Source organism: Cellulophaga geojensis KL-A, assembly GCF_000568425.1.
Lineage (GTDB): Bacteria > Bacteroidota > Bacteroidia > Flavobacteriales > Flavobacteriaceae > Cellulophaga > Cellulophaga lytica.
The window spans coordinates 45,321-69,865 of sequence record NZ_ARZX01000005.1; the positions used below are offsets into that span (position 1 = coordinate 45,321).

The 24,545-nt window shown below is 32.8% G+C and carries 22 protein-coding genes and 1 riboswitch; of the genes, 7 read left to right on the plus strand and 15 right to left on the minus strand.

Features of this window, described 5'->3' with window-relative positions:
* The first annotated feature begins 70 nt into the window (after positions 1 to 70).
* The gene (locus KLA_RS05590) at positions 71 to 625 is read left to right on the plus strand and encodes a thioredoxin family protein (RefSeq protein ID WP_034644521.1); all 555 of its coding nucleotides are present in this window, start codon (positions 71 to 73) and stop codon (positions 623 to 625) included.
* Position 626: 1 nt separating this feature from the next.
* On the opposite strand, the gene KLA_RS05595 is transcribed toward KLA_RS05590, so the two are convergent.
* Complete coding sequence (locus tag KLA_RS05595) at positions 627 to 1,172, minus strand: YfiT family bacillithiol transferase (protein WP_034644522.1); 546 nt, start codon at positions 1,170 to 1,172, stop codon at positions 627 to 629.
* 235 nt (positions 1,173 to 1,407) lie between these two features.
* Between KLA_RS05595 and KLA_RS18075 the strand changes: the two genes are divergently transcribed.
* Positions 1,408 to 1,548: a hypothetical protein gene (locus KLA_RS18075; protein ID WP_156099824.1), complete on the plus strand. Its 141-nt coding sequence runs from the start codon at positions 1,408 to 1,410 to the stop codon at positions 1,546 to 1,548.
* A 13-nt stretch (positions 1,549 to 1,561) separates the two neighbouring features.
* Here the strand turns inward: KLA_RS18075 and KLA_RS05600 are convergent, their stop codons facing one another.
* From KLA_RS05600 to KLA_RS05610, 3 genes are all read right to left on the minus strand, one after another.
* Positions 1,562 to 2,494, minus strand: coding sequence for a peptidylprolyl isomerase (locus KLA_RS05600; RefSeq protein ID WP_034644523.1), 933 nt, complete (start codon positions 2,492 to 2,494; stop codon positions 1,562 to 1,564).
* A 77-nt stretch (positions 2,495 to 2,571) separates the two neighbouring features.
* Positions 2,572 to 3,966, minus strand: a complete 1,395-nt coding sequence (locus KLA_RS05605) for a M28 family peptidase (RefSeq protein ID WP_013619720.1) — start codon at positions 3,964 to 3,966, stop codon at positions 2,572 to 2,574.
* A 3-nt stretch (positions 3,967 to 3,969) separates the two neighbouring features.
* Complete coding sequence (locus tag KLA_RS05610; protein WP_034644524.1) at positions 3,970 to 4,848, minus strand: PPK2 family polyphosphate kinase; 879 nt, start codon at positions 4,846 to 4,848, stop codon at positions 3,970 to 3,972.
* Between the two features lie 175 nt (positions 4,849 to 5,023).
* Here KLA_RS05610 and KLA_RS05615 point away from each other — a divergent pair, with 175 nt between their 5' ends.
* Positions 5,024 to 5,680, plus strand: a complete 657-nt coding sequence (locus KLA_RS05615) for a hypothetical protein (protein ID WP_013619722.1) — start codon at positions 5,024 to 5,026, stop codon at positions 5,678 to 5,680.
* Positions 5,681 to 5,682: 2 nt separating this feature from the next.
* On the opposite strand, the gene KLA_RS05620 is transcribed toward KLA_RS05615, so the two are convergent.
* Both KLA_RS05620 and KLA_RS05625 read right to left on the minus strand, forming a co-directional pair.
* A complete protein-coding gene (locus tag KLA_RS05620) occupies positions 5,683 to 6,207 on the minus strand; it encodes an SRPBCC family protein (RefSeq protein ID WP_013619723.1) in 525 nt (174 codons plus the stop codon).
* Between the two features lie 79 nt (positions 6,208 to 6,286).
* Complete coding sequence (locus KLA_RS05625) at positions 6,287 to 6,946, minus strand: TrmH family RNA methyltransferase (protein ID WP_034644525.1); 660 nt, start codon at positions 6,944 to 6,946, stop codon at positions 6,287 to 6,289.
* Between the two features lie 49 nt (positions 6,947 to 6,995).
* Here KLA_RS05625 and KLA_RS05630 point away from each other — a divergent pair, with 49 nt between their 5' ends.
* Entirely contained in the window at positions 6,996 to 7,688 is a 693-nt protein-coding gene (locus tag KLA_RS05630) for an SIR2 family NAD-dependent protein deacylase (RefSeq protein ID WP_034644526.1), read from the plus strand.
* Here KLA_RS05630 and KLA_RS05635 read toward each other — a convergent pair.
* Positions 7,651 to 8,124: a heme-binding domain-containing protein gene (locus tag KLA_RS05635; protein ID WP_013619726.1), complete on the minus strand. Its 474-nt coding sequence runs from the start codon at positions 8,122 to 8,124 to the stop codon at positions 7,651 to 7,653. The two genes, KLA_RS05630 and KLA_RS05635, sit on opposite strands and share 38 nt — an antisense overlap.
* 35 nt (positions 8,125 to 8,159) lie before the next feature.
* Here KLA_RS05635 and KLA_RS05640 point away from each other — a divergent pair, with 35 nt between their 5' ends.
* Positions 8,160 to 8,723, plus strand: a complete 564-nt coding sequence (locus KLA_RS05640) for a hypothetical protein (RefSeq protein ID WP_034644527.1) — start codon at positions 8,160 to 8,162, stop codon at positions 8,721 to 8,723.
* A 120-nt stretch (positions 8,724 to 8,843) separates the two neighbouring features.
* Positions 8,844 to 10,187, plus strand: a complete 1,344-nt coding sequence (gene purB / locus KLA_RS05645) for an adenylosuccinate lyase (RefSeq protein WP_034644528.1) — start codon at positions 8,844 to 8,846, stop codon at positions 10,185 to 10,187.
* Positions 10,188 to 10,270: 83 nt separating this feature from the next.
* Here the strand turns inward: purB and KLA_RS05650 are convergent, their stop codons facing one another.
* From KLA_RS05650 to KLA_RS05675, 6 genes are all read right to left on the minus strand, one after another.
* Positions 10,271 to 15,940, minus strand: a complete 5,670-nt coding sequence (locus KLA_RS05650) for an endonuclease (RefSeq protein WP_034644529.1) — start codon at positions 15,938 to 15,940, stop codon at positions 10,271 to 10,273.
* A gap of 186 nt (positions 15,941 to 16,126) precedes the next feature.
* The gene (locus KLA_RS05655; RefSeq protein WP_013619730.1) at positions 16,127 to 16,936 is read right to left on the minus strand and encodes a mechanosensitive ion channel family protein; all 810 of its coding nucleotides are present in this window, start codon (positions 16,934 to 16,936) and stop codon (positions 16,127 to 16,129) included.
* Positions 16,937 to 17,098: 162 nt separating this feature from the next.
* Complete coding sequence (locus KLA_RS05660) at positions 17,099 to 17,644, minus strand: DUF4252 domain-containing protein (RefSeq protein WP_013619731.1); 546 nt, start codon at positions 17,642 to 17,644, stop codon at positions 17,099 to 17,101.
* A gap of 66 nt (positions 17,645 to 17,710) precedes the next feature.
* A complete protein-coding gene (locus KLA_RS05665) occupies positions 17,711 to 18,244 on the minus strand; it encodes a DUF4252 domain-containing protein (protein WP_013619732.1) in 534 nt (177 codons plus the stop codon).
* A gap of 9 nt (positions 18,245 to 18,253) precedes the next feature.
* A complete protein-coding gene (locus KLA_RS05670) occupies positions 18,254 to 18,673 on the minus strand; it encodes a hypothetical protein (protein WP_034644530.1) in 420 nt (139 codons plus the stop codon).
* Complete coding sequence (locus tag KLA_RS05675; protein WP_013619734.1) at positions 18,660 to 19,169, minus strand: RNA polymerase sigma factor; 510 nt, start codon at positions 19,167 to 19,169, stop codon at positions 18,660 to 18,662. Before KLA_RS05675 ends, KLA_RS05670 begins: the two co-directional genes overlap by 14 nt.
* Positions 19,170 to 19,399: 230 nt before the next feature.
* Here KLA_RS05675 and KLA_RS05680 point away from each other — a divergent pair, with 230 nt between their 5' ends.
* Complete coding sequence (locus tag KLA_RS05680) at positions 19,400 to 20,923, plus strand: S41 family peptidase (RefSeq protein ID WP_034644531.1); 1,524 nt, start codon at positions 19,400 to 19,402, stop codon at positions 20,921 to 20,923.
* A 78-nt stretch (positions 20,924 to 21,001) separates the two neighbouring features.
* Here KLA_RS05680 and KLA_RS05685 read toward each other — a convergent pair whose 3' ends face one another.
* Positions 21,002 to 22,249 carry a CARDB domain-containing protein gene (locus KLA_RS05685; protein ID WP_034644532.1) on the minus strand — a complete coding sequence of 416 codons (1,248 nt, stop codon included), beginning with the start codon at positions 22,247 to 22,249 and terminating at the stop codon, positions 21,002 to 21,004.
* Between the two features lie 95 nt (positions 22,250 to 22,344).
* Positions 22,345 to 24,210 (minus strand): TonB-dependent receptor plug domain-containing protein, encoded by a 1,866-nt coding sequence (locus tag KLA_RS05690; protein WP_034644533.1) that lies wholly within the window; start codon positions 24,208 to 24,210, stop codon positions 22,345 to 22,347.
* 92 nt (positions 24,211 to 24,302) lie between these two features.
* A riboswitch (cobalamin riboswitch) is annotated at positions 24,303 to 24,511 on the minus strand.
* Positions 24,512 to 24,545: the final 34 nt, after the last annotated feature.

Below are 24,545 nucleotides of genomic sequence, written 5' to 3' on the forward strand. Positions count from 1 at the left end.
ATCTATTATTTTTACCTTTACACTCTCAAAGATATAGTTAATTTTACAACTAAATTTAAATAACAAAATAATGGCACGCACACCAAGTAATATGTTACCCTTAGGAACCGTTGCTCCTTCTTTTACCCTTTTAGATACTACTACAAACACTATGGTAAGTTTAGAAAACCACAAAGGTGATAAGGGCACAATAATAGCATTTATTTGTAACCATTGTCCTTTTGTAATTCACGTAAATCCAGAGCTTGTAAAAATTGCAGATTTTTACAAAAATAAAGGGTTTTCATTTATTGCTATTTCTAGTAATGATATTATTAACTACCCACAAGATGCACCAGAGTTAATGACTAAATTTGCAAAAGAAAACAACTATAGCTTTCCTTATTTGTATGATGAAAAGCAAGATATTGCAAAAGCATATGATGCTGCTTGCACACCAGATTTTTATGTTTTTGATTCTGATTTAAAACTTGTTTATCGAGGACAACTAGATGACTCTAGACCAGGAAATGGCATACCTGTGACCGGAAAAGACTTAAAAAGTGCATTAGATGCTTTAGAACAAGGTAAAATTGTGAATCCTGAGCAAAAACCAAGCATAGGTTGTAATATTAAATGGAAGTAATTTAAAGCCAACCTTCTCTTTCACATAAGTTTTTTATGTGTGCATAATGGTGATTGCTATGCCATGCATAACTACCTATATTTTCTGCTACTGTAACTTTGGTTTCCCCTGAGGGGTGAATAAAATACCTGTTTAACTGTTCATCTGTTAATCCCTTTAGTAAATAAACCAATTTTGCGTGTAACGCAGTTATGTAATTTAAAGATAATATAACTGGTGATGTAGAGGCATCTACCAAATTGGCCCAATCTTTTTCTTCATAAGCTTTTATTATAGGAGCTTCTTCTGTAAGCGCCCATTTAAAACGAGTATAACTATTATGATGACTATCTGCTATATGATGCACCAATTGTATTACAGTCCACCCATTTGGTCTATAAGGTGTATTTAGCTGCTCATTATTTAAATTTAAAACAATGTTGGTGAGTTTTACAGGAAAAGACTCCAACGTTTTAATCCACTTTTTAATTTGTTCTTTAGTTATTTCTTCTGGACAAATAAAATCACCTATAGGATATTGCAATGATTTTAACGTACTACTTTTCATACCAACAAATGCTATTTTAAATATCTAATTTACTTACAGTTAAGCACTAAAGTACATAAAATTTATAATTTAATTAACTTTTAACGCAACCCTTTTAACAAATAAGAGTCTAGTAGGTAAAAGCGCATATAATTTAGTGCCCCCATAGTTATATGAAAAAAGTTGGTAGGGTTTTTGTTAACATAATTGTTATGTAAGTAGAACCTTAATTTAAACACATTTAACCTATATAAATATGATTACTTTTTTTCTTATTTTGTCTGTACTAATTGCTGTAAATATTATTTTACTTACTGTAAGTGTAAATGGTAGTTTTTTCTCTAAACGAAAAAACCTCTCTTTAGAAAAGAGAGGTCTTAAAAAAAATTATGCTTAGTAGTTTTTACAAACTATTTTACATCCATTAATTCTACATCAAAAATTAGTGTTGCATTTGGTGGTATAACACCACCTGCACCTGCACTACCGTATGCTAAGTTAGAAGGAATTACAAAACGAGCCTTGTCTCCTACTTGTAATAATGCAATACCTTCATCCCAACCAGGAATTACTTGTCCTACTCCTAATTGAAAATCTATTGGTTGGTTTCTTTTGTATGACGAATCAAAAACCTGACCGCTAACTAAAGATCCTTCATAGTGTACAGAAACAGTTTTACCACTTTCTGCTTTAGCTCCATTACCTTTTTGAATAATTTTGTAACGTAAACCAGACTCAGTTGCATCAAAACCAGCGGCTAATTTTTCCATTTGTGCTTCTGCCTTTGCTTTTTCTTCTGCTAATCTTTTTTCTCTAGATCCTTCAAAAGTTCTAAAAGCTTCAACAGCATTCCACTTTTCTGCTTCTTCACCAACTCTTACAATTTCTAAAGTCTCAATAGTATCTCCTTGTGCTACAGCATCAACAACATCTTGTCCACTCTCTACGTGTCCAAATACCGTGTGCTTATTGTCTAACCAAGGTGTTGCAATGTGTGTTATAAAAAACTGGCTACCGTTTGTACCAGGACCAGCGTTTGCCATAGATAAAACTCCAGGACCAGAATGTGTTAACTCTGGATGAAATTCATCATCAAACTTATAACCAGCATCACCTGTACCAGTTCCTAAAGGACATCCACCCTGAATCATAAAATCTGGAATAACTCTATGAAATTTTAATCCGTTATAATATGGTGTTCCTTGTGGTTTTACAGAGTTCTCTAAATTACCTTCTGCTAAGGCAACAAAGTTACCAACTGTACCTGGTGTTTTATCGTGCGTTAATTTTACTAAAATCTCTCCTTTAGTAGTATTGAATTTTGCGTAAATTCCGTCTTGCATATCGCTTATTTTTTATGAGCCGCAAAGATAGTCATTGTTTTTTGTTCACAAAACCCAATGCGTTTAAGAATTTGTTATTATCCTTTTATCTTTTTTGAGGTTACAATACCGTATTTATCAAACAAATACACCAAACTTGTCATTGTAGCTGCCCCTAATTCTAACTCTCTTTTATTTACGTGTTCAAAAGTATCATTGGCTGCATGATGGTGATCAAAATAACGTTGAGAATCTGGTCTTAAACCTGCCAAAACTATATTATCTTTTTTTAATGGACCAACATCTGCTCCACTACCACCTTTTTCAAACAAATGAATTAAATATGGTTTAAATAAATTTCTCCAGCTTTCTACTTGTTCAAAATTTTCTGTAGAGCAATCAAAAGAAAAACCTCTAGGAGAAAAACCTCCGGCATCACTCTCTAAAGCAAAAATGTGATTTTCATTTTTACTTTTAGCCACCTGTGCATATTTATTACCTCCTCTTAAACCGTTTTCTTCATTCATAAAAAGCACAGCTCTTATAGTTCTTTTAGGCTTGTAACCAGATGCTTTAATTAAACGTAATACATCCATACTTTGTACTACACCTGCTCCATCATCATGAGACCCGTCTCCTAAATCCCAAGAATCTAGATGGCCACCTACTACTATAATCTCATTTGGGTAAGTACTTCCTTTTATCTCTGCAATAACGTTGTATGACTGTACATCATCATACTGTTTGCAATTTTGCTTAAAAAAGAATTTTGTGTTTGGGTTTAACTTTAAAGCTGTAGCTAATAACTCTGCTCCATTTGTACTAATTGCCGCAGCAGGAATTCTGTTTTTTACAGGAGTATCTCCGTAACTCATAGAGCCTGTGTGCGGATAATCATCTAAACGTAAATTAACAGACCTTACAATTACACCTACTGCACCAAACTTACCAGCCTCTGCAGCTCCTGAGTAACGCTGATCTACACACCCACCATAAGCAGTAAAAGTTACAATGTCTTTAGGGTTCATTGGTCTGTTAAAAAATACAATTTTACCTTCTATTTTTTCTTTACCTAACTCTTCTAACTCCTTAATACTCTTTACTTCTATTACATTAGCTTTTAACCCTAAGGCAGAAGTTGCAACAGAACCTCCTAATGCACAAATAGGCACACTTGTAGTGGTTCCGTCTTCAGATAAAATGTTTGCATACTCTGGTAAACCACGCACCCATCTTGGCACCATTACTGGTTGTAAATACACACGATCTACTCCTAACTTTTCTAATTCTTTTTTGGTATAATCTACAGCTTGTTGTGCCTCTACAGAGCCAGATAAACGCCCACCAATTTGATTGGATAAATGGTCTAACCAATTGTAGGCCATACCATCTGTTAATGCAGCGTCATAAATTGATCTAAGTTGTTTTTCATCAGCTGTTTGCGCAAAAATAGTTGTGCAAACTAATAGGAATATTACAGTTATTTTTTTCATCTTTTATTCTGATTCTAATTGGGTTTTATACATTTTTAAGTTTGCCTTAATTTCATCATCTAACTCTGGCTCTTTTATGTCTTTATACTTTTTTAATTCTTGCAATAAAATTGATGCTACAATTACTCTGGCTCCCTTTTTATTGTCTGCAGGTACCACATACCAAGGAGCGTGCTTTTTAGACGTTTTAGTAATAGCATCTTCATAACACTCTTGGTAAGTATCCCAAAGTTTACGTTCTTTTAAGTCTCCCGGAGAAAATTTCCAGTTTTTCTCTTTTAAATCTAATCTACGTAATAACCTTTGGCGTTGTTCTTCTTTAGATAAGTGTAAATAAAACTTATAAATTAAAGTGCCATTTTCTGCTATATGCTTTTCAAAATTATTAATCTGTTCAAACCTTTTTGCCCAAAAAGCATCATCTATATCATCTACACTGTGTATACCCGGTATATGTTCTCCCATTATATATTCTGGGTGAACACGCGTTACCAAAACATTTTCATAATGTGTTCTATTAAACACTCCAAATTTTCCTTTTGCTGGTAATGCTATATAGTGCCTCCATAAATAATCATGCTTACGCTCTAATTCTGTTGGTACTTTAAAACTGTGCACCACAACACCACGAGCATTAAAATCTTTAAAAATCTCTCGAATTAGACTGTCTTTCCCAGCAGTGTCCATACCTTGTAAGCAGATTAAAACACTATATTTTCCGTGAGCATATAACGTGTCTTGAAAATCACCTAATTCCTCTCTAATCTTTTCTAATTCCTTTTTTAATTTCTTATCAGATTCATTAAAAGTTTCTAATGTTGGTTTGCTAGACAATTGTACATTTTCTAAAACCTTATATTTTTTTATATCTACGTTACGCACTTTATTCTATTTTATTTTTTAAGAGCTTGAATATACTATATTTTATTGATGTTTCCTTGTTTTATAGCACATCAATAGGATTTTTTGCCGCTTTAACGATAATAAAAGGTTATGATAACATTACTAACTATATTGCAACAGAATCTGTACTTAAGGGTGCCCCAAAACCTTAAAAATGATACAAAAACTTAAAAATACATCCCTACTATTAGCAGCTTTATTGTTGTTTTCTTTTGTTACCAATACCGCGTGCGATTTGGTAAACTCTAACTTAGAATTTGCTTTAAAACAGACTAAAAATGCTGAGAAATCTCAGGATATAAACACAGTTAAATTTCATACATACAAGGCTATTAAAATAGTACAAAAATTAGATAAGCAATTAAAAGATTGTGGTTGTTCTACTGCTAATAAAGAAATTACAGAAGGCCTAAACTTACTTAAAGATATTACACACAGTACATCTTTATCTACAGCTAAGTTAATGTTAGAAGATGCTAGAAAAAGTATTAGTTCTGGTATAGATAAAATTGCTACCTACAGTAAAAAAACAACTAGCAATACTGATAAAAAAATTAGTGCAGAAAACGCAAAAGTATATGCTACTGTGGATAGTATTCTGATACCTTTAGAAAAGTCTATGTTAGCAATGACAGTAGAAAAAGACAACTGTAAAGAAGCTTATGCTACTGCTTTGGCTATTTACGAAAAAAATGAACTTAAACTAATGGATGAGTCATTAACTGAAGCTAAAAAATACTATCATTTACGAAGTATAGAAATTGCAAAAAAGACTATGAAGAAGCTTGAAGATTGTGCTAAAGCAAAATAACTTTAGTTTTCTAATGCTAATTTTAATGCCAGCAAACCTTCTTCAAAATCTTTGCCAACAGCTTTATCCATATTCATAAAAAGCATCATAATACTCATAGGAAATGTGTTTTTACCAGAAAAACCCCAAGTTACTCTTGTAGTGTTATTTTCTAAGTCATAAAATTTAAAGTAACAGTCTGATGTGGATTTAAAAGGTTTAAAAAACCTTAACTCACCATCTATACGTTCTCCGTTAATGATATTGGTAATTTCTTGCTCGCCTTCACCTACTTCTTTATTTCCGTTCCAATAGCTAGTAAAGCCTACTGTACCGTCTGTACCGGTATATTTACGAGCCATATTAGGATCTTTTTTAGCCCAAGGAGACCAAATTTCTTGATTTTTAACAAGCAAAACATAGTTAAAAACTTCGTCTTTAGATTTGGTGATATCTATAGACCTATACACATTAAAACTCTTGGGAGCTACTACAGCTAAAATTACAACAAGTACTACTAAGCTTGCTAGTATATAAACAGCTATCATCATTTTTTTTGAGGTTTGGTTGGTTCTTAAATTTACAAAAAAATAATAAAACTTTATGTAAGTAATACTTCTGTTATAGCTATGTGTTTTCCTTATAATAACGCTCTAAAATATCATCTATACTTTTTATAGATTTTTTAGTCCAATCTAGTCTAATAGCTAATATTTCCTCAGCTGTAAGTTGCCAATTTTTAGTTGTTTTTTTTAATTCTGTGGTTAAGTGTTGTAATAATATTGCTGCAGAAACAGATATGTTTAAACTCTCACTAAAACCAACCATTGGTATTTTTACAAAACCATCTGCTTTGTCTAGCACTTCTTGACTTAAACCGCTTTTTTCTGTACCAAAAAACAACGCTATTTTATCATCTATCTTAAAATCATCTAGTAAATAAGAATCTGTATGCGGAGATGTTGCTATAATTTTATAACCATCTTTACGCAGCGTATCTATACACTCTGTTGTTGTATTATACCTTGGCGTAGTTACCCATTGTTGGGCTCCCATTGCTATATTTTTATCTAAAGGCTCACTGTATTTACTTTCTATTAAATGAGCAGTTTGTACACCAAAAGCATCACAGCTTCTAATAACTGCACTAGTATTATGCATTTGAAAAACATCTTCTATAGCAACGGTAATATAATTAGTTCTGTCTTTTAAAATATCTAAAAAACGCGTTTTACGTTCTTCACTTATTATGTTTTCTAAATAAGTTAATAGTTTAATGTCTGTCATAAAGACCAATATAAAAAGAAAAGTTTAATTTTATAAAAAACTAGTGCGAATGAAAAATATTGTTCTCCTTACTGGAGCCGGAATTAGTGCAGAAAGCGGCATAAAAACATTTAGAGACGCAGATGGCTTATGGGAAGGTCATGATGTTATGCAAGTAGCTTCTCCGCAAGGTTTTGCTACAGACCCAGAGCTTGTATTGGATTTTTACAACCAAAGAAGAAAACAATTATTAACTGTAAAACCTAATAAAGCACATTTAGCTATTACAAAATTACAAGAGCACTTTAATGTAACTGTAATTACCCAAAATGTAGATGATTTACACGAGCGCGCAGGAAACAAAAATGTGGTTCATTTACACGGTGAACTTTTAAAAGCACGTTGTACCCAAAATGAAACCGAGGTATTAGAATGGACAAAAGACTTAAACTTAGGAGATTTATCTAAAAGTAAAAACCAACTAAGACCGCATATTGTTTGGTTTGGTGAAGAAGTACCTTTATTAGAAAAAGCTGCAAAAATAACTGAAACAGCAGATGTTTTAATAATTATTGGCACCTCTATGCAAGTATACCCAGCTGCTAGTTTGGTACATTATGTTACTAATGGCACTCCTATTTACTTTATAGACCCTAACCCTAGTATTAAGCAAAGTGATTTTAATAACCTTACAATTATAAATAAAACTGCCGTTAATGGTTTGCCTACTCTTGTAAAAGATTTAATTGATACAATGCTCTAGTATTTTTTACCCATTCTATTAGCGCTTCCTTTTGTGTACTGCTTAAATTTGCCGTTTTGTGGGTCCACGTATATTCCTTTAATGGCATTTCTCCACTTTCTACGGTTTCCATTACCTCATCAAGCTTATGATCTTTTTTCTTAACTGAATAATTTTCCCATTCAGAAAAATTTAAATGTTTTTTACCATCTTTAACGTGGTCAGCCAACCAATATGATACCGGTGCTATATTGTTATACCAAGGATACGCAGTTGTGTTACTATGACAATCATAACAGCTAGTTTCTAATATTTTTTTAACTTCCTTAGAAGGATTTGTTTCTGTTAAAAAGGCAGTTTTTAAATCGGTTTCTGCGTTATTTTTTTCTGGCCTGTAAAATTGCATTGCTATTAAAATAATTAATAAAGCTAGTAGTATTTTTTTTAGTATTTTCATCTTTACAATTTAGTATAAGCAAAATACAACTTTTTGTGACAAAAACAGAATTACATTTGTGGCTACAAAGTAGCGTTAACCACTCTAGAGAAAAAAGACAACAAATAGCTAATGTTATTTTACAAGAACAAGGTTTAGTTCCTAACTTACTAGACATTGTACTTACTGTAAATGATCCTATCTCTTGTAAAGCAGCTTGGGTATTAGAGTTTGCTTTTAAAGAAAATAATAGTATTATTTTTCCTGTAATTGATAAATTTTTAAACGGACTAAAGTTGTTAACCATAGAGTCTAGCATTAGACCTTGTGCTAAAATTTGCGAAATTTTAATGCTTCAATATTTCTCTAAACAAGAAAACCAAGTTCAGAAAAACTTAAAAGAAAAACATTTAGAGCTAATTACTACCGTTTGTTTTGATTGGCTTATTGGCAACCATAAAGTAGCTACACAGGCGTATTCTATGACAGGTCTCTATGCATTAGGCAAAAAGTATGCTTGGATACATCCAGAGCTACGTAGCATATTAGAAAAAAATTACCCTTACGGCACTGCTGCATATAAGGCAAGAGCTAGATTAACATTAGATAAAATTGCATAAAAATTTAACTTTTTATTAATTCTATTTCTTAAAAAACAGCACATAAAACAAGCTAACTAATAGGCATATAAACATACTTTTAACTACCTTTGCAGCTTTTAAAAATCAACACAAAAACAGATGTCTTTAAACCAATTAAATGCCATTTCTCCTATAGATGGTAGATACAGAAACAAAGTAGATGCTCTAGGTTCTTTTTTTTCTGAAGAAGCTTTGATAAAATACAGAGTTAGAGTTGAAATTGAATACTTTATTGCATTATGCGAAATTCCGTTACCGCAATTAAAAGATTTTGATACTGCATTGTTTGAAAACTTACGTGCTATTTACCAAAACTTTACTACTGATGATGCGCAAGCAATTAAAGAAATAGAAAAAGTTACAAACCACGATGTTAAAGCTGTTGAGTATTTTATTAAAAAAGAATTTGACAAGTTAGGTTTAGAGGAATACAAAGAGTTTATACACTTTGGTTTAACATCACAAGACATTAATAACACTGCTATACCGCTTTCTATAAAAGAAGCTATGAACGAGGTTTACGTTCCTATGTATTTTGATGTTATTGAAAAGTTAGAAGAATTGGTTAAAGAGTGGGCAGAAGTATCTATGCTTGCCAGAACTCACGGACAACCAGCTTCTCCTACACGTTTAGGTAAAGAAATAGATGTTTTTGTGGTTCGTTTAAAAGAACAATTTAATTTATTAAATGATATACCAAGTGCCGCTAAATTTGGTGGTGCAACTGGGAATTTTAATGCGCATAAAGTTGCTTACCCTAACATTGATTGGAAATCATTTGGACAAAAATTTGTTCAAGAAAAGTTAGACTTACAGCACTCTTTCCCTACTACGCAAATTGAGCATTATGACCATATGGCTGCTTTGTTTGATACGCTTAAGCGTATAAATACTATTATTATAGATTTAGATAGGGATTTTTGGACATACGTGTCTATGGATTACTTTAAACAAAAAATTAAAGCTGGCGAAGTTGGCTCTTCTGCTATGCCACATAAAGTTAACCCTATAGATTTTGAAAACTCTGAAGGAAACTTAGGTATAGCTAACGCCATTTTTGAGCACTTATCTGCTAAATTACCTATTTCTAGGTTACAGAGGGATTTAACAGATAGTACAGTACTTAGAAACGCTGGTGTACCTTTTGCACATACTATTATTGCTTTTAGCTCTACATTAAAAGGATTAAACAAACTATTACTTAATAAGGAAAAGTTTGAACAAGATTTAGAAAATAACTGGGCTGTTGTTGCAGAGGCAATACAAACTATTTTACGTCGTGAGGCTTACCCTAACCCTTATGAAGCATTAAAAGGTTTAACTAGAACAAACGAAAAAATTAATCAGAAATCTATAGCTAATTTTATTGATACTTTAGAAGTATCTGATGCTATTAAAACTGAACTAAAAGCTATTACACCAAGTAACTATACTGGTATTTAGTAACTGTTTATTTTATAGCTTGTAAAAAGCAAAAACCCATCAATAATTAAATTGATGGGTTTTTTATTTGTTTTATTATTAGCTTAACGCTTAATAAGCAGTCTTGCTTTTTGCGTTACACCATTTACTCTTACTTTTAAAAAGTATTTTCCGCGTCTTAAATAACTTAAGTTATACGTTAAGTTAGACTTACCAGCTGTTAACTGCTCTTTTGAACTAAATACTTTTCTTCCATAAAAATTATAGATAACAAAATCTGCATTTGTATCTAAATTACTATTTAATTGAATATTTAAATAATTTCTAAACGGATTTGGATACAGTCTTAAATTTGTAATAGACACCTGATCTTGTGCATCACAAGCACCTAATGTTGCACCGTAATACTTTACAAAAACTGCTGCTGCCCATTTAGACATACAATACGATTTTCCTTTGTAACAAACCTCAACTCCTGGTCTGTACGCGTTACCACACCTAACATCTTCTACATCTACAGTAACGTTTGCTGTTGTAAAACAACCATTAGCATCTGTTACAGTGACGGTATATGTTGTTGTAGTCTCTGGGCACGCTTTAATGTCTTGTGTAGTTTCACCATTACTCCACTCATAACTATAAGGAGCAACACCACCTTCTACTCTAGTTACACTTAAAGTTGTACAAGAGTCATAGCCTAAGTAAACCTTAGTGTTATCAGAAACAGAAATGTTTATTGCCTCTGGAGCTGTTATTATAAATTCTTCCGTAACCTCATTGCCTAAAGCATCTGTAACAATTACGCTATGTGTACCAGCTTCTAAGCTTGTAGCAGTTTCTGTTGTATCGCCATTACTCCACTCATAAGCATATGGTTTTGCGCCACCTTCTACAACTACTGTAGCTGTACCATCTGTAGCCGTACTACAAGTAACATCTGTTGTAGATATATTTACCAACTCTAAACCTTTTAACTGAAAACGTGCAGATACCGGAAAGTGGTCTGATACTGTGTTTGGATAGTCACTATCATAAAACTCATAATGTACACGAGCAGATTCTGCTATATAGTTGTCATTTAACTCGTTTGTTATTGTAATATGGTCTATCATATTTTCTCTAAAAACATACGATCTAAAATCTTGGTCACTTAATGTTTTTGAAACTATATTATAGTTAACCTCATCTGTAGCATAAGCATTAAAACTAGACGTTGTAGTCGTTGTAATATCTGCAACTGTTGTATCTACATCATCATTATAATCACCCAACAAAATAAGTTTTTTGTCTGCATATTGCACATCTAAAGTGTCTTTTAATACCTCAACATCATACTTACGCATATCATACCTGCCTTGTGCATCTGTACCACTATTTGCTCTTGCGTGCAAGGCAACAACATTTATTTGTTCTGTTGTACCATTAATAGTTACGTCTGCTGTCATTAAAAATGGTAAACGTCCACTTGCATAAAAACGATCTGTTGCACTTGGATAATTAACCAAGGCAGAGTCGTCTCCTCCGTTATACATTGGGTGAATTGTTTGCAACAACACCTTAGTATTTACCACATTTACAGTTGCTGTATTGTATATAAATCCTAGTTTTTGACTAACTCCAGGGTCATTAGGGTAAGATACCGCTGGTGAAAGTACATAATCATACCCAGGAAGTTCACTAACCATTTGAGCAAATAAAGTCTCATCTGCAATTTCTTCTACAGCATAAATATCTGCATCTAACTTTGCAATTATAGCCTTTGTACTATCTTTTTGTATAGCATCAGACATTGGGCTACCAGCTGCTGGCGAGTTTGCTTCATCTCCAAACCACTCTATATTCCAGGCTACCACATCTAACGTTTTGTCTTTTCCTATTTCTACTGGAATTGTTGGTGGCACATACTCCCCTGCGCAAGGCATATCTTCTGAAGATCTTGGTAACAATTGGTATGTTTCATAAAAACGACCAACTACACCTGTAATTTCTGTACAAGTATTAGGCTGACCTAAACCAACTATTGCTTCTACATCATTATCTATACGAAGTGATCCATTACCAGATGCATCTGTAATAGTGTAGTTAGAATTTCCAAACAATATATCTCCTGGTTTAGGAAAAGCAGGATTAATAATACGTACCAATTCTGCCGGATGATTTACCAATTCACTTAAAGTAACTGTTACTGGTGTAATTGCGTTTGTTGGTGCACCATTGTTTTCTACATTGGTAACCGTTGCTATTTGTAATTGATCATTAAAAGCAGATCTTGTACCTGTTACAGTAATAGAATCACCTACCATAAAAACACCTTCTCCGTGTACCAACTCATCAAAAATAGCAATTGCTCCTGTAGCATCTTGTATATAAGCAGAACCAGCAAAAGCATCTGCAACAGTTAACACTCCTGTTACAGTAACCACTTCTCCGTCTGCTACATTTCTTGCCTCTGCAATACTAATAGTTGCTGGTGGTGGTATAACAGCTCCGTTTTCTGTTCCTGGAGAAGGAATAGCTTGTGTATACGTTGCTGTATTTCTTACTCCTCCTTGTCCGTTTGGAAAGCGTTGTGATGAATGTCCGTCTTTATTACCTAATTCATCCTCATTAATTTGAGCTTCACCTAGATTTAAAAGAGCTAACAATTCTGTAGCATCACTATCATTAGTGTCATACACCAAAGCATCAATTAAACCATTAGTTGTTACAGCTACATTCTGAAAATCTGATGCATTACCAGTGTACAAAGCCACTGCATCTGCTCCGTTTTGCAAACCATTACTTGGTATTACTAAGCTTACATTTGGCACATCTACATTACCCATTACAAAATAACCTTCTGCATTGGTTGTATATCCATCTAAATCATACGCTGCATAACTTTGGTTGTTAGAGCCATTATAGTGTACTAAAACAAAACCATCTAAAGCCGTGTTACCTTTACCGCCATCAAACAATTCTACAAATTCTTGTGTGTCTGTACCTGCTGTATCTGCATCTACTTCATTAATTACTAAAGTAATTGGTTCTGTAGCATTTGTGTTAGATGCACCTGGTGTTGGCAAAGCCTGTACATAATTAGCAGTGCTTAACGCTGCGCCAGAACCATTAGTATAACGTTGCAAAGAATGTGCATCTTTATCTCCTGCTCCACCTTCGTTCATTTGTGCTTCTCCTGCATTTAACAATACCAACAACTCAGCATCATCACTATCATTGGTATCATACACTAAAGCATCTAAAAGATTTGTTGTGCTTATTGCAGAATTATTTGGAAAATCTGCAGCATCACCTGTATACAAAGCAACAGCATCTGCTCCGTTTTGCAAACCATTACTTGGTATTATAATATTTACATTTGGTACATCTGCATTACCAATTACAAAATATCCATTCGCATTAGTTGTGTATCCGTCTAAATCATAAGCAGCATAACTCTGGTTATTAGAGCCGTTGTAAAAAACCAACACTTTACCATCTAAAGCAGTATTACCTGCTCCGCCATCAAACAATTCTACAAACTCTTGTGTGTCTGTACCAGCTGTATCTGCGTCTAACTCATTAATTAGTATTGTAGCCTCTGTTGGTGGCACAACTACAACCTCTCCGTTTGCAGCACCTGGTGTTGGTGTTTCTTGTGCAAATGTAGATGTATTTTGTGCGCCTCCTGCTCCGTTTAAAATACGTTGTGAAGAATGATTGTCCTTATCTCCTGCTCCGCCTTCATTAACCTGAGCTTCACCAGCGTTTAACAACACTAATAATTCTAAATCATCACTATCGTTAGTATCATACACAACAGCATCAACTATATTATCTGTAGTTACACTAGAACCGTTTGGAAAATCTGAAGCATCACCAGTGTATATAACAACAGCATCTGCACCATTTTGCAAACCATTACTTGGTATAACTAAACTTACATTTGGTACATCTACATTACCAATTACAAAATAGCCATTTGCATCTGTTGTATAGCCATCTAAATCATACGCAGCATAACTTTGGTTGTTAGAGCCATTATAAAGTACCATAACAAGACCATTTAAAGGAGTATTCCCTGCTCCTCCATCAAACAATTCTACAAATTCTTGTGTATCTGTACCAGGTGTATCTGCATCAATTTCATTTATTAATATTGATGGAGTTACCGGTGTAGAAGAAGAAGTTCCTTCTAAACGAACGTCATCAAAACCAGCGTAATCACTACCTCCGTTTTGTTTAACAAATAACCTTAAACTTACTGAGGAAACCGTGTTAGGAACAGCAGTTGTAATTTGCTCCCAATCTGCAGTGCTGTAAGGACTGCCAACAGTTATAACTTGTACTCCTTGTGAAGTACCATCGTGAAAGATCTCATAGCTAATTGTATCTCCATTGGTAACATCATAACCAACAACATTTACTGCAAATGATAAACTCACATCTGTATAAGTAGATATATCTACAGCGTCAAAAGTTAATGTACCTCCATCTGCTGTACCACAATTCCCCTCTAAATCTCTAATTCCAAAGAAATTTGTTCCTGTATTTGCGGTACTTATAGATCCTACACTTGTTACCACATCCCAAACATCACTACCACCATCATTACAATTGTTTGGAGACACTGTATAGTTCCAGTTATCTGTAGCAGTACTCTCATACCCTTGAGAAATAATATAATCTCCTGCTGGTGGTGTAACTATGGTATCCTCTAAAGTTGTTATTGTTACTGTATTGCTATTTGCAGACATATTACCTGCTGCATCTAATGCTTTTATAGTAAAAGTATACGTAGTTTCTGCTGTTAAGTTTGTTACTAGGTATGATGTTCCGCTAACAACACCTGCTAAAGTAGTACCGTTAAAAATTTGGTACGCTGTAACACCTACATTATCTGTAGCTGCGTCCCAACTTAAAAGTGTTTCTGTTTCTGTTGTATTTGCTGCACTTAAATTTAAAGGTGCAGTTGGAGCTTCTGTATCTGAACTTGTATTATTAAATCTGTTTTCTGCTTGTGGTCCTCCCCAAATAGCAGTTGCAAAAGCAGGATTGTCAATAAAAGGGTTTCTGTTTCCTTGAATTCCTTCTAACAATACATTTCTATTAATTTCTACTTGAGACACAGGATCTTCTGCATTCCATTGTAAAAAAATATCTGGAACATCTGCACTATACGTAGTTGCACCTATACCTACTGCTGTAGGTAAACATTGGTTGCCATAACGTATGTACATATACATTATCATTCTGGCTACATCTCCTTTCCACTCATCTCCAGGATACCAAACATTACCACTCATTAAACCTGCATTACCACTACCATCACCAAATGGGTGATTGTTACGTAATGAGTTAAACTGCACATCTGATGATCTTAAATGGTGTGCATCTGATCCCGGACCAGATGTTCCTAAGTTTGGATTTCCTAATGATTTTGGAAAAACATGTTCTCTGTTCCAATCGCCAACACCACCACCATTGTTATTTTTACTTCTGGTACGGTCTGTTGTTGTATTGCCATCTGCATCATTATAACCATAAATTAACAATACATTATTAGAGTTTGCCGGATCTAAATCTGTTTGTTTTAAAGCGTCCCAAACGCCTGGTGTATAACTTAGTACAGTTGTTTGTGTTGTTGTAACCAAGTTAGATAAGTCGGTTTTTAAGTTACCACCTGTTTGTGTAACATCTGTTCCGTTGTAGTATGCTGGCACTTGACAATAGCCTATGGCCGTTAAAAGCAGCATTCCAATGGAAATTAATACTTTAAGGTAATTTTTCATCATTTTTTATATAGGTTTGTTGGCGATAAAACTACATTTAAAAGATATTATAATTACTTGTCTAATATTAACTTATTATTAACGATTACTATTAATTGTTGATAACGTTATGTACTGTTTTTGTTTGTTTAAAATTGAACAAAAAAAAAGACCGCATATAGCGGTCTTTATATAAAAAAACAGGTTGTCTTATTTATTAATTTGTACCTCGTGTGGATAAGGAATTTCAATTTTAGCATTGTCTAACGCTAATTTAGAACCTTCAATGGTTGCAAAATAAACATCCCAATAATCTTCTGGCTTACAAAAAGGACGCACCGCTAAGTTTACAGAACTATCTGCTAACTCTTCTACATTTACAGATGGTGCAGGGTCTTTTAATACTTTAGGGTTGGCTTGTAACATTTCTAAAAGCACTTGTTTTGCTTTTTTCATATCTTCTCCATAACCAATACCAACAGTAGTATCTACTCTCATTTTACCTTCTGCTGTATAATTAATAATGTTACCATTTGCCATTGCACCGTTAGGTACTATTGCTAATTTGTTTTGTGGTGTAATTAATTTAGTTGTAAAAATTTCAATTTCTTTTACAGAACCTAATACGCCTTGAGCCTCTACTAAGTCTCCAATTTTGTAAGGTTTAAAAATCATAATTAAAACGCCTCCTGCAAAGTTACCTAAAGAGCCTTGTAATGCTAAACCAATAGCTAAACCTGCGGCTGCAATAACAGCTGCTAAACTTGTAGTCTCTACTCCTAAAGTAGAAATAACTGTAATGATTAAAAATATTTTTAATCCCCAGTTTACAAGGTTTAATAAAAACTTTTGTAATGACTCATCATAATTGCCTTTTGCCATTACTTTTCTTGCAACTCCAATAAGTTTTTTAATAAGCCACGCTCCAACAAGATAAATAATTATAGCCATAATAATTTTTGGGCCATAATCCATTATTTTCTCGATTGCCAAATTCATCCATTTTTCTGGATTCTCCATAATTGTTAATGTTTAAATAGTTAATGTTGGGTACAATATATAAAATGTATTTTATAAAAAATTTAAAACACATTAACAGTTGTTAACATTTTACCGTTTCATAACAAAAAAAGCCTGCTTAACATAGTTAAACAGGCTTGTAACAAATAAAAATCTAGAAAACTAGCTTCCTATTAGATCTCCTATCTTTTTTAGTGCTCCTTCATCTACGTCAGATTTTTCCATTGCACTTATAAATTTACCTAAGTATGCAGGGTTCATATCATCTCCTATAACACGGATTAATGCAAAACCTTTATCATCTTTATAACCATAAACAATTACCTCGTCTATAGCATCTTCTTCACCAGTAAATTTAACTACACCTTTTGCCATTTTAGAGTTAATTTTCATTAACTGCGTGTATTTTTTATTCCCTAAAATTGCATTTACTTTTGTTTTTTCTACTTTATAAGAATCTACATTATCTGTAGTTTTATTAAATGCCAAAACGTTCACTTTTTTTATAGACTCTACTGCTTTTTTTTCCTCTGGAGATAAATTTGCAGATGCTATATTTAATATACTTGTAGGAACATCAAAAGATAAAAAATTATCATTTTCGCTGCTATCTACGTAATACTCTTGCAGGCTTTGACTAGAAGAGCAAGAGCCTAACGTAACCAACAAAATTAATGCTGCTGTTATGTATTTTATTCCGTTTTTCATATTGATGATTTTTATTTATTAATAACTATCAAGGTTAGTTATTAACCTTGATAGAAATATGTGTTGTTACTTTTTAACTTCGTTTAATTGTTCTGGCAAGCCCATTTTACTTGTTAATGAACCTATTTTGTTTAAATCTATATCTCCTGTAATAGATACTAAAACAGTTTCTATTTTACGATTGTCAATTTTAGCGCCTTTTACATCACTTACAAACATTAAAAGTTCGCTTACGTGGTCTTCATCTTTACCACTTTTAATATAAAATTTAATATTAGCATCTTTATCTTTTACACGCATTAGCTCTTCTAAAGATGCTGTTTTTAAGTAAGATTTCATTGTGGTAAGCATATCTGCTCCAATAGCTTTATCTTCAGTAATAAAAACTTTTAAGCTGCTTATACTTTTTCCTATATCTATAAAGTCTTGTGTGTCTTTATCATCTACGTCTACATCTATCTTAGTTAGTAGATTAAACATACTTTTATTTACAATAACAGATGATACGTTATCTAAATCCTCGAACTTGTCAAAAATTGACTGTGAAAATCCTGTAAATGGTAGCGCAGTAAGTACTGCTATGATTAATAATTTTTTCATAATTTAATTTTAATTTGTTTTGTAAATCTTGTTTGTTGCTTCTTCAAATTTGTTAAGGTAAACCAGTTTTTCGGTGCCTTTGTTTAAGTTTTGAGCTATAAGGCTAAATGCTTTTTCAGTTTCTTGTAAAACGTATTCAGCTTCTTTTTGCTCACGGTAATCATTACCAAAATATATGCCTAATGCTAAAACTGCTACTGCTGCTACGGATAACCATTTATAATTTCTTTTTCTAGGTTTTAATGGTACCTGCTTGGTAAAAGTTTCTTCTTTGGCGTTAGAAAAATAAGTAAACATTGTTGTGTACTCTTGTAAATGCGGAGCAACATCACCCTGTAAAAAATAGGCTTTTAATGTTTCTTCTTCGGCAACCGTAGTGGTAGCTTCAAAATACTTTTCTAATAATTTTTCTATATTATGCAATTCCATAATTATGTTTTTCCATTAATTTTTGTCTCACTGTTTTTCTTGCTCTTGACAATGCAACTCTAACTGCTGCAGGTGTCATCTCTAGTAATTTGCCAATTTCTTCAAAACTGTACTGCTCTACATCTCTTAGTTGCAGTGCCATTTTTTGTTGTTCTGGCAAACTCTCCATTATTTTCTCTACCCAATTAACACTGTCTTGCGCTTCTACTTGTCGTTGTAAAGATGCATTACTGTCTGTATAATTACTATGCACCAATTTTAAATTACTAGCTTGTTTAGATTTTAACCTGTCTAAACAAAAGTTTTTTGTCATTGTCATAGCAAAAGCTTCAACATTTGCGTATCCCTTCATACGGTCATTTTTAGACCACAATTTTAACAGTATTTCCTGGGTGGCATCCTCTGCCTCCTCTGTAGAGACTAGTAATCTTTTGGCTAGTCTAAACAGTTTATCCTTAAAAGGCATTACCACATTTAGAAATTCTGATTGTTTCATTTTTTAGTTTAGTTGTTGTTACAAACACTATTACTAGGTTTATATAAGCAAGACGACATAGAATGATTTTTGTTACAAAAAAATTTTTTTTTGTAAAAGTTGTCAGTAATTTACAGCATTGTAAACCGACACACTATATATAACGTATGTAACACATACTTAATATATGTGTAAAATTATGGAACAATAGTTGCGACTAGCTATGTTCTTACACTAAATAAATAACTATTATGAAAAAAACAGTAATTCTATTATCTGGGTTGTTTTTATTTTTAACATCCTGTGATAAAAATGATGATGATGGCGGCGGAGAAACACCACAAGCAGTAACACTTAACAATGAAATAAACGAATTTATCTGGAAAGGATTAAACCATTGGTATTATTGGCAACCAGATGTTACCGCTTTAGCAGACACTAAAGACGATGACCAAGATGCCTTTTATTCCTATTTAAATGGGTTTAGTAGCCCTGAAGATGTTTTTAATGCTTTAAAATATACTGAAAAAGATGATTTCTCTTGGTTTATAGAGGATGTAGATGAGCAGCTAGCGAGTTTTAATGGTATTAGTACTACTTACGGTATTACTAGAGGGCCTTTAGTAAGAGTTGGTGCAACTGATAATGTTGTACAAGTTATAGGCTCTGTTGCTGCAGGTTCACCTGCAGAAGCAGCTGGATTAAAAAGAGGTGATATCATCTCTAAAGTTGATGGTGAGGTAATGACTATTGATAATTATCTTATTGTTAATAAACTATACACTCAAGAAAGTGTAACGTTAGGTTTAGCAACCGTTTCTGAAACTGATGTAATAACACAAACTGAAGAAAAATCACTTACAGCTGCAACTTTATCTATAAACCCTGTTCACCATACAAGCGTTATAGAAGAAGGAGGCCGTAAAATTGGATACCTTGTTTACGAAGGTTTCCGTGGAACCTACAACGGAGAATTAAACGATGCTTTTGGAGAATTAAAAGCTGCTGGGGTTAATGAACTTATTTTAGATTTTAGATACAATGGTGGTGGCTCTGTTTTATCTTCTGCTTTATTGGCTAGTATGATTTATGGTGAAGCTACTGCAGAAACAAATACAGTTAGTGGTGAAGTTTTTGCCGAGTTAAAATACAACGCAAAAAGAGATGCCAACAATAGCAGTGTTTATCCGTTTTTTGAAGATGTTTTTTTATATGACAAAACAACAGGAGCATATTCTGGAGCAACTGATATGAATAGGTTAACAGGCATAACTAGACTTTATGTTTTAGGCACAGAAAGAACAGCTTCTGCTAGTGAAATGATTATAAATGGATTAAGACCTTACATTAATGTTAAGGTTATTGGAGAAAAAACAACTGGTAAAAATGAAGGTTCTATTACTGTTGTAGATGCACCAGGTAATTCTAACACAGAACCATATACAGATACTGATAACAGAAGTACAAAACACACTGTTGGTATGCAGCCAATTGTTTTTCAGATATTTAATAAATTAGGAGAAAATGATTATGGTGATGGTTTTGTACCTGATGTAGAAGTTAAAGAATATGAATACTACAAAAATATAAAACCTTTTGGTGATACTAATGAAGTATTATTACGTGCTGCTTTAGATGATATGCTTGGTACTGCTGGTAAGTTCGACTTAAAAAAAGATGCAAACGCTACCAATGTTACAGAAGGTGTTAAATTCCCTAAATTTAGTTCTGAAATGTATATTATGCCAAATGATATTAAGCCTACTAGTAAATAGTTTAGGTTTTATCAACTCGGTATTAAAAACAAAAAGGCTCACTATATAGTGAGCCTTTTTATTTTAAAAACACATAAGTTACCTATATATTTTTTTACTTTTATTACTACTATTTATTATATAAATTTCACCACCTTTTAAAGAAGATATTACTCTATTCTCTTCTTCTATATTATCCACTTTTTTTACTAAAATTTTTTGACCACTAAAGTTATAAACTTCAATAAAATATGCTCTATTATTTCTATCACTGATATTAGATAGTTTACTGCTTGCAGTAGCGCTACTGTTGTAGGATATCGGTAAAGCTAAAATATTATTCATCTCACCAATCGCTCCTTCATTATTAGTGTTTTCAGTATCAAGAACTATAATTATATAATAATTTCCATTATTAGATGAACTATCAGGATTATCAAACATATCCCATCCTTTTATATTTTCAGAAATATCATATGATCCACTTACACTTATAACAGGTAATGTTATAGACTTCAAAGTTAAATCATCTTCATCAAGTGTATTATTTTTAGATAAATAAAATTTTAATTTACTTGTATTAGATATTGCATTTCCAACATTTTTAATCTTTAATTTATTAAATGTTAACTTACCAACACCACCAGCTATTAAGTGTCTCTTATTACTATCTAAAAATAAATCAAACCAAGGTAAACAAGAACTACATGCAGAATATGCTAATGAATTTACATTATCAATTTCTAAATCTGAATTTCCTTGTATTATAGGGCATCCGTTGTTTGAAATAGGTCCAGCTTCATTTGGACAATCATCATAATACTCTAATAGTCCATCACCATCATCATCATTCCCATAATAAATTCCATCTCCACAATCTGAGCAAAAATCATTAAAATTAAAATTAAAGGTATAATCATTAATATGTGCAGGATAACCTCCATAAAAAACCCAATTGTTCCCTCCTTTATATGCCATAATTAGTACTTTATAATTACCCGCAGGATAAGAGGGGAATTTATTTTTTAACTGAATTTCATCAAAAGAGTATCGATATCCGCCTGAAATGGATGTATAATCGCCTGCATACTTAACGCCAGTTACAGGCCAATCTGTAAAATATGAATTGTCACCAACCTCCGTAATGAAATACATAAATTGACGAATTCTATCTCCTAATGGAGACCTAGTACCTATTAAATCAAATGTTAAATTAAACTCATAAGGACTTCCTACATTTTGAACACTAGTAGGTGATTTAGAATAAACTATATTCTGTATAAAATCTTGACTTTGAGAAAAAACGGAGTAAAAAAATAGTAAAATAAAAATGTAATTTTTTTTCATGATATATATGATTTATTGTTAAATCAAATATACATAAATTTACTTAAGGTAAAGAATAACCTACAGTAATAGTAAGTTATTCTTTACGTTTTATATTATAAAGTTAAGTTTAAACCCAACCTTACGTTAGCTCCTTTTGTTGTAAAACCTAATATCTCTGTATACTCTTCATTTAACAAGTTACTTGCATTAGCAAATACAGTTAATTTATTATTTATAAGTGTATGTGAGATGTATAAATCTAAAAGCGTATAAGCGTGTAAGTTTACATTAGTAGCCGGGAAAGTTGCAAAATCAGAATCTGATCTATTGCCTACCATTGTGTAATTTAAAGATGCATTTGTACGGTCTGAAAAATTGTAGTTTGCAAATGCATTTACCTTATGTTTTGGTAAACGTATACCTGCATCTCCTTCTCTTTCTGTAAATGTATAATTTGCTCCAATATTTAAAGCGTTAACTGGCGTATAGTCTAACTCTACTTCTACACCTTTTGCTTCAATTGTATTTTCTGCATTGTCATAACCTGTTGCTCCGTAAAAAACAAAATTTTCTTCTTTTCTATTAAAATATAAAGCACTAATTCTTAATTTGTCATTTGCAGCATACTCTAAACCACCTTCTATTGTGCGGTCTTCCTCTGGATCTAAGTCTGGATTGGCACCAAAATTACCAAATAACTGGTTTAAGCTTGGAGTAATGTATGATGTTGCATAAGAACCCATCAATTTAACATAACCATTTGTATTTTTAATTACATAAGATGGATTAAAATTGTAAACAAAATTAGAGCCATACTCAGAGTGATTATTTAAACGAGCACCAAGGTTTAAGTTTAAACCAAAATCTGACACATATACTACATTTGCATAAGGATCTACAATAGAAAAATCTTGTATCTCTGCATATTCCGTTTCATCATTAATGTAATTTACACCTAAAACAGTATAAAAAGTATCATTAAAATTGTATTTATTATACACATCAACCACTATGTTCTTACCCTCGTAAGCACTAGGAAAAGCAGATTTGTTTTCTGAGCTATACTCACTGTAAGCTCCATTTATCACAACAGAACCTTTATTATATTTATAAGTAGATGACAAGCCAGCTCTTTTTTGATCACTTGTAAAAGAGTACGGAGCATCTAGCATCCCAAAAGACTCATCATACTCACCACTATTTTTTGTTTGGTTTCCGTATACATTTACAGAAAAATTATCAGAAAAAGTATATCCTAAATTTACATCTGTACTGTAGTTAGAGAAATCATCTTTTTCATTTTCTGGAGTAACAATGGCAGATAAACCGTCTGAATACCTGTTAGAGAAACCAACTTTATATGTAAACTTATCTAAAGTACCACTTACACGTGCACTGTTAGCGAACTCATTTACATCAAAATTCTGGTTAGCCGCTGTTTGATTTGTACCAACACTTGCTTGAAAATTACCAGAGATAGCATCTTTTGCAGCTTTTTTTGTTGTTATATTAATTACCGCAGTAGCTGCATTTGTACCATATAGTGTACTAGCTGCTCCCTTAATAATCTCTATAGACTCTATGCTTGCTGCTGTAAGTAATCTTAAATCGTACTCTTGACCTACTGAAGATGGATCTGATACACGTACACCATCTATAATAATTAACACTTGCCTTCCTCTACCACCACGAGCAAACACACCCAAAACAGTACCCTGCCTGCTAGTACTACCAGCAATGGAAAATCCGCTTTTTGTGTTTATAATTTCTGCTACTGTTTTACCTTGACTTCTTTCTAACTCTTCCGCTGTAATTTTTATCACTGTTTTACCAGAGTTTTCTCTTTTAAGTTCAAAGCGAGAATCACTAACTACAACTTCATCTAATTTTTGAACCTTTACTTTTTCTTGTTCTTGTTGCGCTACAACAGTTGCACTAGCCAATACAGCCGCACATAAACCAATAATTTTTTTGTTCATTTTGTGTTTCATTAATAAAACGGGAGTAGAAATTATATTAATTTCTGCGTATGTCTGTACCCATACGTAAACTTTTATCCCGAAAGTTTAACATTAGTTGTTTTGAATATGGCAGGTCTCCTGACTTGCGTCTTTTTGCTTTCCTTCCCATCATTAATATTAGACAGTGGATCTGTAGTTACAAAAAGCATTTACCCTTGGTAAACTAAGCTTACAGTTGCGGGAACAGTTTTGGATTTTCACCAAATTCCCTTTTAATCTTACTACGCTACATAGCAGAACCAAAATTCGGCGCAAAAGTAATCCTTTTTACTCAATTTTTTTATTCAAATTTA

Excerpts from the sequence above, each read along its gene's own strand:
- KLA_RS05590 (WP_034644521.1), top strand. The coding sequence starts at position 71 with ATGGCACGCACACCAAGTAATATGTTACCCTTAGGAACCGTTGCTCCT.
- KLA_RS05595 (WP_034644522.1), bottom strand. The coding sequence starts at position 1,172 with ATGAAAAGTAGTACGTTAAAATCATTGCAATATCCTATAGGTGATTTT.
- KLA_RS18075 (WP_156099824.1), top strand. The coding sequence starts at position 1,408 with ATGATTACTTTTTTTCTTATTTTGTCTGTACTAATTGCTGTAAATATT.
- KLA_RS05600 (WP_034644523.1), bottom strand. The coding sequence starts at position 2,494 with ATGCAAGACGGAATTTACGCAAAATTCAATACTACTAAAGGAGAGATT.
- KLA_RS05605 (WP_013619720.1), bottom strand. The coding sequence starts at position 3,966 with ATGAAAAAAATAACTGTAATATTCCTATTAGTTTGCACAACTATTTTT.
- KLA_RS05615 (WP_013619722.1), top strand. The coding sequence starts at position 5,024 with ATGATACAAAAACTTAAAAATACATCCCTACTATTAGCAGCTTTATTG.
- KLA_RS05620 (WP_013619723.1), bottom strand. The coding sequence starts at position 6,207 with ATGATAGCTGTTTATATACTAGCAAGCTTAGTAGTACTTGTTGTAATT.
- KLA_RS05625 (WP_034644525.1), bottom strand. The coding sequence starts at position 6,946 with ATGACAGACATTAAACTATTAACTTATTTAGAAAACATAATAAGTGAA.
- KLA_RS05630 (WP_034644526.1), top strand. The coding sequence starts at position 6,996 with ATGAAAAATATTGTTCTCCTTACTGGAGCCGGAATTAGTGCAGAAAGC.
- KLA_RS05635 (WP_013619726.1), bottom strand. The coding sequence starts at position 8,124 with ATGAAAATACTAAAAAAAATACTACTAGCTTTATTAATTATTTTAATA.
- purB (WP_034644528.1), top strand. The coding sequence starts at position 8,844 with ATGTCTTTAAACCAATTAAATGCCATTTCTCCTATAGATGGTAGATAC.
- KLA_RS05650 (WP_034644529.1), bottom strand. The coding sequence starts at position 15,940 with ATGATGAAAAATTACCTTAAAGTATTAATTTCCATTGGAATGCTGCTT.
- KLA_RS05655 (WP_013619730.1), bottom strand. The coding sequence starts at position 16,936 with ATGGAGAATCCAGAAAAATGGATGAATTTGGCAATCGAGAAAATAATG.
- KLA_RS05660 (WP_013619731.1), bottom strand. The coding sequence starts at position 17,644 with ATGAAAAACGGAATAAAATACATAACAGCAGCATTAATTTTGTTGGTT.
- KLA_RS05665 (WP_013619732.1), bottom strand. The coding sequence starts at position 18,244 with ATGAAAAAATTATTAATCATAGCAGTACTTACTGCGCTACCATTTACA.
- KLA_RS05670 (WP_034644530.1), bottom strand. The coding sequence starts at position 18,673 with ATGGAATTGCATAATATAGAAAAATTATTAGAAAAGTATTTTGAAGCT.
- KLA_RS05675 (WP_013619734.1), bottom strand. The coding sequence starts at position 19,169 with ATGAAACAATCAGAATTTCTAAATGTGGTAATGCCTTTTAAGGATAAA.
- KLA_RS05680 (WP_034644531.1), top strand. The coding sequence starts at position 19,400 with ATGAAAAAAACAGTAATTCTATTATCTGGGTTGTTTTTATTTTTAACA.
- KLA_RS05685 (WP_034644532.1), bottom strand. The coding sequence starts at position 22,249 with ATGAAAAAAAATTACATTTTTATTTTACTATTTTTTTACTCCGTTTTT.
- KLA_RS05690 (WP_034644533.1), bottom strand. The coding sequence starts at position 24,210 with ATGAACAAAAAAATTATTGGTTTATGTGCGGCTGTATTGGCTAGTGCA.